At 68.0% G+C, this 12,391-nt stretch carries 9 protein-coding genes and 1 tRNA gene; 6 read left to right on the top strand and 4 right to left on the bottom strand.

Annotated features, from left to right (window positions below; translation table 11 throughout):
* Window positions 1-196: 196 nt before the first annotated feature.
* The 4 genes from QCD75_RS12750 to QCD75_RS12735 form a co-directional block, all read right to left on the bottom strand.
* Window positions 197-1,645: a short-chain fatty acid transporter gene (locus QCD75_RS12750; protein WP_301229127.1), complete on the bottom strand. Its 1,449-nt coding sequence runs from the start codon at window positions 1,643-1,645 to the stop codon at window positions 197-199.
* A gap of 73 nt (window positions 1,646-1,718) precedes the next feature.
* Window positions 1,719-2,549 (bottom strand): lysophospholipid acyltransferase family protein, encoded by an 831-nt coding sequence (locus QCD75_RS12745; protein ID WP_301229125.1) that lies wholly within the window; start codon window positions 2,547-2,549, stop codon window positions 1,719-1,721.
* Window positions 2,546-3,394, bottom strand: coding sequence for a DUF1295 domain-containing protein (locus QCD75_RS12740; protein WP_301229123.1), 849 nt, complete (start codon window positions 3,392-3,394; stop codon window positions 2,546-2,548). The genes QCD75_RS12745 and QCD75_RS12740 overlap by 4 nt, the downstream gene beginning before the upstream one ends.
* Window positions 3,394-4,155, bottom strand: coding sequence for an alpha/beta hydrolase (locus QCD75_RS12735; protein ID WP_367400655.1), 762 nt, complete (start codon window positions 4,153-4,155; stop codon window positions 3,394-3,396). The genes QCD75_RS12740 and QCD75_RS12735 overlap by 1 nt, the downstream gene beginning before the upstream one ends.
* 378 nt (window positions 4,156-4,533) lie before the next feature.
* On the opposite strand from QCD75_RS12735, the gene QCD75_RS12730 reads away from it, so the two are divergent.
* The 6 genes from QCD75_RS12730 (at window position 4,534) to QCD75_RS12705 (ending at window position 12,209) form a co-directional block, all read left to right on the top strand.
* Window positions 4,534-5,907: an FAD-binding oxidoreductase gene (locus QCD75_RS12730; RefSeq protein ID WP_301229121.1), complete on the top strand. Its 1,374-nt coding sequence runs from the start codon at window positions 4,534-4,536 to the stop codon at window positions 5,905-5,907.
* Between the two features lie 150 nt (window positions 5,908-6,057).
* Entirely contained in the window at window positions 6,058-7,512 is a 1,455-nt protein-coding gene (locus tag QCD75_RS12725) for a YibE/F family protein (RefSeq protein WP_301229119.1), read from the top strand.
* Between the two features lie 64 nt (window positions 7,513-7,576).
* Entirely contained in the window at window positions 7,577-8,755 is a 1,179-nt protein-coding gene (dusB, locus tag QCD75_RS12720; RefSeq protein WP_301229117.1) for a tRNA dihydrouridine synthase DusB, read from the top strand.
* Window positions 8,748-10,037, top strand: a complete 1,290-nt coding sequence (locus QCD75_RS12715) for a deoxyguanosinetriphosphate triphosphohydrolase (protein WP_301229115.1) — start codon at window positions 8,748-8,750, stop codon at window positions 10,035-10,037. The genes dusB and QCD75_RS12715 overlap by 8 nt, the downstream gene beginning before the upstream one ends.
* Before the next feature lie 73 nt (window positions 10,038-10,110).
* Window positions 10,111-12,072: a DNA primase gene (gene dnaG / locus QCD75_RS12710; protein WP_301229113.1), complete on the top strand. Its 1,962-nt coding sequence runs from the start codon at window positions 10,111-10,113 to the stop codon at window positions 12,070-12,072.
* A 64-nt stretch (window positions 12,073-12,136) separates the two neighbouring features.
* Window positions 12,137-12,209: transfer RNA gene (locus QCD75_RS12705), tRNA-Asn, on the top strand.
* Window positions 12,210-12,391 lie beyond the last annotated feature (182 nt).

Below are 12,391 nucleotides of genomic sequence, written 5' to 3'. Positions count from 1 at the left end.
TACATATTGTCAAGGGGCGGGAGATGAAGCCGTACGGTCAGCTGTGAGCCGTCGCGCTCGCTCGACGTCGAACGGCAACGGCAGACAAAGCCATACCCGCCTCCCCGGGGAGCCCGGCTCCTAGAACGGCCACGGAACCGCCCCTCAACAACATGACAGCAGCAACAACACAGGAAGCCTCCTCTACCGGACGAGGTTACTGCCCGGGCGGCATCACCGGCGGCACGAAGTTGAACGTCATCCCGAGGAGCCAGACGAGCAGCAGCACCACCGGAAGGTGGAAGACGAACTGCAGGAAGGTGAAGCCCACCAGATCCCGGGCCCGCAGCTTCAGGACCGCGAGCAGCGGCAGCATGAAGAACGGGTTCACGAGGTTCGGCAGGGCCTCGGCGATGTTGTAGATCTGCACGGTCCAGCCGAGGTTCATCTGGACATCCGTGGCGGACTGCATCACGTAGGGCGCCTCGACCAGCCATTTTCCGCCGCCGGAGGGGACCAGCAGGCCCAGCAGGGCCGTGTACAGCGCGATCACGACGGCGAACCCGCCGCCGCCGCCGATCTCCGAGAAGAATTCGGCCAGGTGGGCCGAGATGGTCATGCCGCCATGGCCGGTGGCCTTCGTCAGGATCGCAGCCATCGCGGCGTAGAGCGGGAACTGGACCAGGATACCGGCGGTCGCCGGGACGGCCTTGGTGACGGCCTGGAGGAAGTTCCGCGGGGTGCCGTGCAGCACCAGGCCCAGGATCAGGAAGACCAGCAGGTAGCCGTTGAGGCTGCTCACAACGGTCAGGAAGGGCTTGGTCAGGAACTGCGAGACGAGCCAGCCGAGCGTCAGGACGCCGGCCAGGACCGGCAGGATCATGCTGTACTCGAGCCATTCGCCCGGGCGGGAGCGCGGCGCCGGCTCGCTGGGTTCATCGTCAAGGTCGACGCCGAGATCCTCCGCGGTGCGGAGAGCACCGCCGGTCGGGGCCGAGAAGTGCGCGATAACCGTGGTGAGCGCGACCAGAATGGCCAGCGTGAGCAGGGACTGCCAAGTGAATATCGTGGTGCCGAAGTCCAGGATGCCGGTAATCTTCAGCAGGGCCGGCGGGAGCGAGGCCGCGGTGGCCTGCAGCTGCGCCGCCGAGGAGGACAGGCCGAGTGCCCAGACGGCCCCGAGGCCCATGAAAGCGGCGGCGCCCAGCGCGCGGTAGTCGACGGTCAGGTCCTTGCGGCGGGCGATGGCGCGGGCCAGCAGGCCGCCGAAGATGAGGCTGAGGCCCCAGTTGAGGAAGGACACTGACATTGACATCAGCGCCACGAAGCTCACGGCGGTGCGTGCGGTCGCCGGGATGAGGGCCAGCCGGTTGATCAGCCTGGCCACGGGCGGAGAGGTCGCCACGACGTAGCCGGTCAGCACCACCATGGCCATCTGCAGGGTGAAGGCGGTCAGGTCCCAGAACCCGTTGCCGAAGGAATCGGCGATCGACTGGGGCGAGGCGCCGATGGCCAGGGCGGCCGCCGCGATGATGATGACGCCGGCCAGGGCGAAGATGTAGGCGTCCGGGAACCATTTTTCGGTCCATGCCGCCATCCGTTGGGCTATGCGCGCGAGACCGCGTTCTTCGCCGATTCCGCTTTTCGTCAGGACTGTGTTTGCCACAGAGGAGTACCTCTCCATTGAGTGCGATTTTGTACCCGATGGAGCTTAGCCAAGACGATCCCGGTAACCGGGCTTATCGGCGCCGGACGCCTGCGCGCCGCGGACCTTCGGCGGCATCCAGGCGCTGCCTCTCCTCCTCGGTGGGTGCTCCGCCGCCGAGGTCCGCCGGCATCCACCACGCGCCCGGGGCCGGCTGCAGGGGGAAGTCGGCGATACAGGCATCGATGCCGGCCTGGAGCGTTCCGCGCAGCGCTTCGGTGGCCCGCTGGACGTCCTGGGACGGGCCGACGATCACCGGTTCGCCGACGTGGATGCGGACCGGGGCGCGCCAGGCGCGGGCCGGGGAGAACCCGTGGCGGCGGGTCATCAGCCGGTGGGAGCCCCAGATGGAGACGGGGATGATGGGCACGCCGGCCTCGGCGGCCATCCGCACCGCACCGGTCTTGCATTCGCGCACCCGGAAGCTGCGGCTGACGCCGGCCTCCGGCAGGATCGCGATGTACTCGCCCTCACGGAGTTTCTGAACAGCGGCATCGTAGGCGTGGGAGCCGGCCCCGTACCCCACCACGACATGCCCAGCGGCGCTCACGGCGGGCCCGGCAAACCAGTGGTCGGCCGCCCCCTGGGTGACCAGGAAGCGCATCTGGGCCCTGCTGTGCCGCCACAGCAGCAGTTCGGCGAACGCGAAGTCGAGGTACCCGAAGTGCGTGATCGCGACGACGGCGCCCCGGCCCGGGGCCACGCCGCGGGACAACCTCTGCGGCGAATCGCGGCGGGGCTCCGGCGCCGGAAGGTGCTCCTGGCCGGTGACCATGACCCGGATCCGGAACAGCCCTCGCAGCGCCAGCCCGGTGCGGACAATGACGCGGTAGAAGCGGTCGCTGGGCCGGGGCTGCCAGGTCATGTCAGCGTCCGCCCCGCTGGTCCGTCCGGCTGGTGCCGGCTGCCACCCGGCCGGCGGGGCGGCAAAGGCAGGAAACCCGAGGTGGATTCCACATATTCCTTATACCCGGGGCGGGCGGACATCGCTTTTTCCGTGAGCGGCTTGCCCGATTTGCCGGCGAGCAGCCAGATCATCAGGACGGGGGAGAGGACGGTCAGCACCCCGGGCCAGGAATCAGCGGCGACAAGGAAGAACCCGGTCCAGACGGCCGCGTCGCCGAAGTAATTCGGGTGCCTGGTGTAGCGCCAGAGTCCGGTGTTGAGCACGGTGCCGCGCCTGGAAGGATCCGCCTTGAACTGCCCCAGCTGCCAGTCGCCGACCGTTTCGAAGACGAAGCCGATGATCCAGAGCAGCACGCCCAGCCAGGCCAGCCAGCCGAGGCTTCCGGTGCTGAACATCCCCACCTGGATGGTGAGCGAGACGAAGAACAGGATCACGCCCTGGGGCAGGTAGACCTTGCGCAGTGCATAGATGTTGCGGGACCCGGGGGCGGAAGAGAGCATGTCCACGTAGCGTGGATCCTCGTGGCCGCCGCGGGCACGGACGCCGATGTGGAGGGCCAGCCGGATGCCCCAGACCGCCACGAGCGCCAGCAGCAGCAGCCGGCGGCCGCCGTCGCCGTGTCCGTCGGAGAGCAGCCAGGAGATGGCGGCCACGACTACAAACCCGAGGCCCCAGACGGTGTCGATGACCGAGTGGCGGTTCTGGCGGACGGCAATGGCAAAGGTCAGGACCAGCAGCAACACGAGGCCCACCGCCACCCACGGGAGGCTGGCCAGGAAGGTGCCGATCGGGAAGTACGGCATCAGAGCACCACCGGGAGGCTGGCGCCGGAGGCAGGAAGGAGGCTGCGGAAGGAGTCCGAACTGCCCCGGAGTTCGCGGCCCGCACTGCTGGCGAAGGCATCGAGGATGAATCGGATGGCCAGTGAGTTCCACAGGCGCACCCGGCGGAACATGAAGTGTCCGGCTCCCTTGAGGGCGACATACTCCACGGACTCCGCGACGCGGTCAGCCCGTCGGGCGAAGGCCAGCGAGTTCGCGGGGCTGGTCCAGCGGTCCGCAGTGCCGTGGACAATCAGGATCCGCCGACCCGCCAGGGGCTCCACCGGGGTTTTCGCATCGAGCCAGGGCGCAAGGGCAACGACGGCCTCCACCTGCGGGTGGTCCGCGACGCAGAGGGCGGTCAGGCCGCCCATCGAGTGGCCGAGGAGATAGATGGGGACTCCCGGGTGTTCGCGGCTGATGTGCGAGAGTGCCCAGCGGGCGTCCTGCACCGGGGACATGTCCTGTCCGTTCCACCCCCGGTAGCGGTTCCGTAGCGTCCAGACGGCCAGCCCGTCGGATCCGCCTCCACTGCGGAGGGCGCGGGCGAAAGGCAGCATCCGCGCGGGACTCAGGTGCCTGCCACGGACGGATTCGTAACTGTTGGACCGCCCGCCGTGCAGGACCAGGGCGACGCCCCGGGTTTCCCCGGCGGCCCCGGCAATGCTCAGCACGGCCCTGGCAGCCGTGCCGCCCGGGCCGGCCGCCTCAGGTTCGCGGTCGTCTATCTTGCGTATGGCCACGCCGTGTCCTCCACATTTCGTCCGTCAATTCCAACCATAGGGCGCTGTGCCCCCAGTTCAAGCAGCACTGTCGCCGAAAGGCACTGTTCTGCAGCCGTACGGGACTTCCCGCCGCGGGGACGTCCCCATGCAACATTCGAAGCAGCGGCCCCAAAAGATGGGGCGAGGGCGGTTGCTGTCTGCCGGGACCCGCGGGGTGTGTGCCGGGGCGCGTGCCGGCCGCGGCCTCTTGATAGGAAAAAGTCGGCCGGGACCTCTTGACGGGGACAGAGCCGAGGAGTAAGCCTATGCACGTAAAATCTCCGGGCGCCACGCGGGCTGGGAGCGCAGGGAGAACCGTCCGGGTCGAATCTCACGACGAAATCGACGGTAAAGAAAATGAACGGAACAATGTTCGACAACCTGCGTGAGCAAGTCCGCGGGCAGGTCATCACCGCTGGCGACGCGGACTACGACGCCGCGCGGGCAGTGCACAACGGCATGATCGACAAGCGGCCGGCAGCGGTGGTCCGGGTGTCCCAGGTGGCGGATGTCATCACCAGCGTCAACTTCGCCCGGGACAACTCCCTGGGCCTGGCCATTCGCGGCGGCGGCCACAGCGGGCCGGGCTTTGGCACGGCGGACGACGCGCTGGTCATCGACTTTACGAACACCCGGGGGGTCAGGGTCGATCCGGCCAGCAAAACGGCCAGGACCGAGGCCGGCGCCACGTGGGCCGACTTCAACCACGCCACGCACCCCTTCGGCCTGGCGACCACCGGAGGCATCGTTGGTTCGACCGGTGTCTCAGGGCTGACCCTCGGCGGCGGCATCGGCTACCTGGACCGGAAATACGGGCTGAGCTGCGACAACCTTCTCTCGGCCGACGTCGTCACCGCGGACGGAAGGTTCCTCACTGCCAGTGAAAGCGAGAATGAGGACCTCTTCTGGGCGTTGCGCGGCGGAGGGGGGAACTTCGGCGTCGTGACCTCGCTGGAATTCCGCCTCCATCCTGTGGACATGGTCCACGCCGGCATCATCATCTACCCCGTGGAGCACGCCGAGACCGTTGCGAAGTTTTATCGCGAGCAACTGGCGGCCTCTCCCGGTGAGCTGGGCGCTTTCCTCGCCTTCCATCAGGGGCCGCCGGTTCCCTTCCTCCCGGAAGAGTGGCACGGTAAGCCAGTCTGCATTGTGGTCGGGATGTGGACCGGTGACCCGGCCGAAGGGCAGGCCCGCTGGCAGCCGTTCCTGGACGCTGCGCCCGTGGCAGGGTCCATGGTGGGGCCGATGCCTTATCCGGCCTTGAACTCCGCCTTTGACGGGATGTACCCCAAGGGACTGTTGGCCTACTGGAAGGCGGCCTTCCTGACGGAACTCAACGACGGGGCCATCAACGCCCACCTTGAGTACGGCAGCCGGGTGCCCAGCGTGCAGACCGCCGTGCACATCTATCCGATCGACGGCGCAGTTCATCAGGTGGGGGCCACGGACACAGCCTTCCCCAACCGGAACGCCATGTTCTCCCCGGTCATTGCGTGCCATTGGGAGGATCCCCGGGACAGCGAGGCGAACATCGCCTGGGTCCGGGAGTACGCGGCGGCCCTGCAGCCCTACTCGGAGAGTGCAGGCTACATCAATTTCATGGACGGCGACGATCTGGCCAAAGTCGGGGAAAACTACGGGCCGAACTACAAGCGCCTGCGCGAGATCAAAGCAAAATACGATCCGCAGAACCTCTTCCACGTGAACCAGAACATCACGCCGGCCTAAGGCGGCCCGCGCCGGCCTAAGGCGGCCCGGCCGGCGGACACCGGCGTCGGACGCCCGGGCCAACGGCGGCCAGCCGCGGGCCGGTGAGTCCCTGCGTCGGGACGGCGCCGTGAAACGCCGTAAAGTCTTCGGCATGAGGTTGAACTGCTGATGGGCGCCGGACATTCACACACCCCGCAAGGACATGCGGAGCCGACACCCCAGGCGCTCGCCGCGCGGAAGAAAGCCAACCTCATCCTCGCCGCCATCCTGATCCCGCTGACGCTGCTGACCCTCGTGGCGATGGCGATGCTGTGGCCCTCGGGCAGCAAGGAGGGGATCACGCTGGCGAGCCCCTACGCGGCCGCGCCGGGAGTCACGTTCGACACCGGGAAGATCCAGCGCGTTGTCACCGGCAGCTGCATGGACGCCCTCCCGCAGGGACAGGCCGGGGCGGACGCCGCGCCGCAACAGGGATCGGAATGCACCTTTGCCTTCACGGACCCGGACAAGGGCGGCAACCCCGTCAAGGTGGTCATCAACCCCGACGTCGCCAAATCCCATGGTGTGAAGACCGGCGACAACATCCGCTACCTCAACCTCTCCAAGGCCCAGGGCGCCGGCGGCCAGGGCGCGCCCGCCTACGTCTTCGTGGACTTCGTCCGGACCCTGCCGATCATCTTCCTGGCCATGCTCTATGCCGTTGTTGTGATCGCCGTGGCGCGCTGGCGCGGGTTGCGCGCGCTGATCGGACTCGTCGGGGCCTACGGGGTGCTGGTGTCCTTTATGCTGCCGGGGCTGGTGGAGGGAAAGCCCCCGCTGCTGCTGGCAATGGTGGGGTCAACGGTGATCATGATCGGCGTACTGTACTTCGCCCACGGTTTTTCCGCCCGGACGTCGACGGCGCTGCTCGGCACCATGTTCGGGCTCGCGATTACTTCGCTGCTGGCAGCCTGGGCCACCGACGCCGCCAACCTCGCCGGCGTGGGCAGCCACGATTCCGCAGCCCTGGCGAACATCTCCGACAACATCTCCATCTCCGGCATCATCCTGTGCGGCCTGATTATCTCCGGCCTGGGCGTCCTGAACGACGTCACCATCACGCAGTCCTCGGCGGTGTGGGAACTCTGGGAACTGGCCCCGGAAACGTCCGCGCGCCAGCTCTTCACCTCCGCGATGCGGATCGGCCGGGACCACATCGCCTCCACCGTGTACACCATCGCGTTCGCCTATGCCGGCGCCGCGCTGCCGGTGCTGATCCTGGTGATGCTCTATGAACGGCCCCTCGGTGACGCCCTCACCAGCGCCGAGCTGTCCGAGGAAGTGATCCGCACCCTCGTAGGCTCCATCGGGCTGGTCCTGGCGATCCCCGTCACCACGCTGATCGCGGTACTTGTGGTCAAAGCAACGGGAACGAAGGCACCGGTGGCCAGGACCGCCCCGGTCCTGGCCACCGGCGGCGCGTCCGGGGGCGGCGCCGTCAGCGTTCCCGCGGCCGGCAGCCCCGCCGTCGGCCTTGCCGCGGATGACGCCGAGCGGCCGGACGCCGGCGCCGTCGACCCTTCCAGTGCCTTCGACGCGGCGCCGGCCGGGCGCCGCGGGCGGCGCGCCGCCGCACGGGACTGACCGCGGGTTTCCACATAGGAGGCGCGGATCGGACCGATTTGCCCGGCTTTGAGACAATGAACAGGTGACTGTTGTAGCTACCCCTCCCGCCCCCAAGCTGGAACTCCCGCCCCTGAAGCTCGGGCCCCTCACGGTGGACACCCCCGTGATCCTGGCTCCGATGGCGGGCATTACCAACTCCGCGTTCCGCAGGCTCTGCCGTGAATACGGCGGTGGCCTGTACGTCGCGGAGATGGTCACGTCCCGCGCCCTTGTGGAGCGGACGCCGGAATCGCTGCGCATCATTTCGCATGACGACGACGAAAAGGTCCGGTCCGTCCAGCTCTACGGCGTGGACCCCGTCACTGTGGGCCAGGCCGTCCGGATGCTCGTGGAGGAAGACCGCGCGGACCACATCGACCTCAACTTCGGCTGCCCCGTGCCCAAGGTGACGCGGCGCGGCGGCGGATCCGCCCTGCCCTGGAAGATCGACCTGTTCACCTCGATCGTCCGGACCGCGGTCAAGGAAGCATCCAAGGGCAACGTCCCGCTGACCATCAAGATGCGCAAGGGCATTGACGAGGACCACCTCACCTACCTCGACGCCGGCCGGATCGCCCGTGATTCCGGGGTCGCCGCCGTCGCGCTCCACGGCCGCACCGCCGCACAGTTTTACTCCGGCCAGGCCGACTGGTCCGCGATCGCCCGGCTGCGCGAAGCCTTGCCGGACATCCCGGTCCTCGGCAACGGCGACATCTGGTCCGCCGAAGACGCCATCCGCATGGTCCGCGAGACCGGAGTGGACGGTGTGGTGGTCGGCCGCGGCTGCCAGGGACGCCCGTGGCTGTTCGGCGACCTCATGGCGGCCTTCGAAGGCCGCGAGGAGCGGCACAAGCCGGACCTGCGGATGGTCGCCGCGAGCGTCTACCGCCATGCCGAACTGATGGTCGAAACCTTCGGCGACGAGGGCAAGGCCCTGCGTGAAATCCGCAAGCACATGGCCTGGTACTTCAAGGGCTATGTGGTCGGCAGTGAACTGCGGACCAAACTGGCGATGGTGACGAGCCTCGAGGTGCTCCGCGGGACCCTGGACCAGCTGGACCTGAATTCCCCGTACCCCGGGGTCGACGCCGAAGGCCCCCGCGGCCGTGCGGGCTCGCCGAAGAAGCCCGCCCTGCCCAAGGACTGGCTGCTGGACCGCAATATGGACGCCGAGCAGTCGCGTGAGATCAGCCACGCGGAACTGGACGTGTCCGGTGGCTGAAACCAGGACCACCGCCCCGGTGCTGGACGGCTATGTGGCACGCGACACCGCCCGCTGGGTGGAGGAGCCGCCCAAGTCCACGTACCGCTCCGACTTTGAACGCGACCGCGCCCGGGTGCTGCACTCCTCGGCCCTGCGCCGGCTCGGGGCCAAAACCCAGGTCGTGGCGCCGGACACCGACGACTTCGTCCGGACCCGCCTCACCCACAGCCTCGAGGTTGCCCAGGTGGGCCGCGAACTGGGCCGTGCCCTGGGCTGCGACCCCGACGTCGTTGACACCGCCTGCCTCAGCCATGACCTCGGCCACCCGCCGTTCGGCCATAACGGCGAATCGGCCCTCAACGAGGTTGCCCACGCGATCGGCGGCTTCGAAGGCAACGCCCAGACCCTGCGCCTGCTGACCCGGCTCGAACCCAAGGTCCTGGCCGCCGACGGGCGTCCTGCCGGGCTCAACCTCACCCGCGCCAGCCTCGACGCCGCCGCGAAGTACCCGTGGTCGGCCGAGAACGCCCCCATCATCCATGGCGAGCGGACCAGCAAGTTCGGCGCCTACCAGGATGACCTGCCCATCTTCGACTGGATCCGCGAGGACGCCCCGGGGCGCCGTTCCTGCCTCGAAGCGCAGGTCATGGACCTCGCCGACGACATCTCCTACTCCGTGCACGACGTCGAGGACGCGATTGTCGCCGGGCATTTCCAGCTGCGCTGGATGGACAACCCGGACCACCGTGCCCGCGTGGTCGGCTACGCCAAACAGTGGTACCTGCCGCACAACGACCCCGCCGCGATTGATGCAGCCCTTGCCCGGCTCGAGGCCACCAGCGTGTGGGTCCGCGAGGCCGACGGCAGCCGCAAATCGATGGCGGCACTGAAGGACATGACCAGCCAGCTGATCGGCCGGTTCTGCCAGAGTGCGCTGGCGTCCACCCGCGAGGCTTACGGTCCGGAGAACCTGACCCGCTATAACGCGGAGCTGATCGTCCCGGACGAGACCGTGATGGAAATCGCCGTGATGAAGGGCCTGGCCACCACCTTCGTGATGACCACCGAGCACCGGCAGCCCATCTACGAACGCCAGCGAGAGGTCCTGCACGCCCTCGTCACTGCCCTGAGTGCCACCGGGGACCGCCACCTGGAGCCGATGTTCGCCGCCGACTGGCGCGACGCGGCGGACGACGCCGGGCGGCTGCGTGTTGTGATCGACCAGGTCGCGTCGCTGACGGACGGCTCCGCGCTGGCCGCTTACGAGCGGCACGTCGGCAGCCTGCCGTCGCTGTGGTGACGTCTCTGGTGACGTTGCCCGCACTGTCCCGCTTTGCGCTGTTCCTGTCGGGGACCGGTACTAGGATGGCACTGTGGCCGGCCTGATCAAACGCGAAGATATCGACGAAGTACGCCAGCGCACGGACATCAAGGAAGTTGTCGACGGCTACGTGACGCTCAAGGTCGCTGGACTGGGCTCCTACAAAGGCCTGTGTCCCTTCCATGACGAGCGGTCGCCCTCATTCACCGTCCGCCCCCAGGTGGGCCGGTATCACTGCTTCGGCTGCGGTGAGGACGGCGACGTCATCTCCTTCGTGCAGAAGCTGGACCACACATCGTTCCACGAGGCGGTGGAAAAACTGGCCGCCCGGATCGGCTTCGAGCTCCGGTACGAGGACGGCGGGTCCGGCCCGAACCGCGAGGAGGTCGGCCGGCGGCAGCGCCTGCTCGACGCCCACAAGGTCGCGGACGAATACTTCCGCGCCCAACTGCTGACCCCGGGGGCCACCGAAGGGCGCAACTTCCTGCACGACCGCGGTTTCGACCGCACGGCAGCGGACCAGTTCGGCGTCGGCTACGCCCCGCAGGGCTGGGACTCGCTGCTCAAGCACCTTCGGGGGAGGGGCTTCACCGATCCCGAACTCAAGCTCACGGGGATGTTCTCCGAAGGCGGCCGGGGAATTTACGACCGGTTCCGCGGCCGGCTGATCTGGCCGATTCGTGACATTGCGGGGGACACCATCGGTTTTGGTGCCCGCAAGCTCTACGAGGACGACCAGGGCCCCAAGTACCTGAACACCCCCGAGACCACGCTGTACAAGAAGTCACAGGTCCTGTACGGCATCGACCTCGCCAAACGTAACATCGCCAAGGACCGCCAGATTGTCGTCGTCGAGGGCTACACCGACGTAATGGCCTGCCACCTTGCCGGGATCACGACGGCGGTCGCCACCTGCGGGACGGCGTTCGGCACCGAGCACATCAAGATTGCCCGCCGCCTGCTCTCCGACGACGGCAGCGGCGGCGAAGTCATCTTCACCTTCGACGGCGACGCCGCCGGCCAGAAGGCGGCCCTGCGGGCCTTCGAGGAGGACCAGCGCTTCGTCGCGCAGACCTATGTTGCCGTGGAGCCCAACGGGGCCGACCCCTGCGAGCTGCGCCAGTCCAAGGGCGACGCTGCCGTGCGGGACCTGATCAGCACCCGGCGGCCGCTGTTTGAATTCGCCATCCGTGCCGCGCTGAAACGGCACAACCTGGACACGGTGGAGGGCCGGGTCGCCGCCCTGAGGGAGTCCGCGCCGGTGGTCGCCCAGATCCGCGACGCAGGTATCCGTCCCGCCTACGCGCGGGAACTGTCCGGCTGGCTGGGCATGCCGGTCGAGGAGGTCAGCCGCGCCGTGGGCGCGGCCGCCAAGCGTGCGGCCCAGCCGCAGGTGGGCGGCTCGGGCAACGGCCACTACCAGGCGCAGGGCAGCACCGCGGGCCGCGGTCAGGGCTCGGGGTACGCTTCGGTGACCGGCGGGGGATCCGCCCCGGGAGTTGCACCTTTGCCGCCGTCGGCCGCGCTGCCGGCGTTCAACCGGCCCGACCCCCGCGACCCCGTGGCCGCGATGGAACGGCAGGCGCTTGAGGTTGCCCTGCAGCAGCCGGCGATGCTGGAAGGTGAGACCTGGCAGCGTTTCTCCGAGGCGAGGCTGTCGACGCCGGCGTACCTGGCCATCCACCAGGCCATCCGGGCCACCGGACTGGCCTCCGCGGGCGACCCGGTGCGCTGGGTGGAACAGCTGCTCCAGGAAGTTCCCGAGCCGCTGCGCCCGCTCGTGTCCGAGCTGGCCGTCGTGCCGCTGCCGGCCAGCACCGCCGACGGCGTCCTGCGCTACTGCCGGGACATTCTCGCGCGGCTGTTCGAGCTGCAAATCACCCGCGTCAAGGCCGAAAAGATGGGTCAGCTGCAGCGCCTGGACGCGTCCGCAGACCCCGAAGAGTTCCAGCGGCTGAACCGCGAGCTGATGCAGCTGGAAATGCAGAGACGGTCCCTGCGCTCCGAGGCCTGACCGGCCGCGCGGGGCTCAATTTCACTTCCCGGCTGGGTGTTTGCTAGGCTTGTATCCGCTTCATTCCTCCTTAGCTCAATTGGCAGAGCATTCGACTGTTAATCGAAGGGTTGCTGGTTCAAGTCCAGCAGGAGGAGCGCGCAGTCCCCGTTCCGGGTCACCGGGACGGGGACTTTTTTATACCCGGAGGGGTATGGGCGTGTTTCGCGGGGGAGGGGACGGGCCGATTTCCTAAGCGGGAAAACCTTTGCTAATGTCATACCTGCTTCATTCCTCCTTAGCTCAATTGGCAGAGCATTCGACTGTTAATCGAAGGGTT

Source organism: Arthrobacter sp. PsM3 (assembly GCF_030433895.1).
GTDB lineage: Bacteria > Actinomycetota > Actinomycetes > Actinomycetales > Micrococcaceae > Arthrobacter.
The sequence above is the reverse complement of the archived record's forward strand: the minus strand, read 5'-3'. Positions and strand labels throughout refer to the sequence as shown.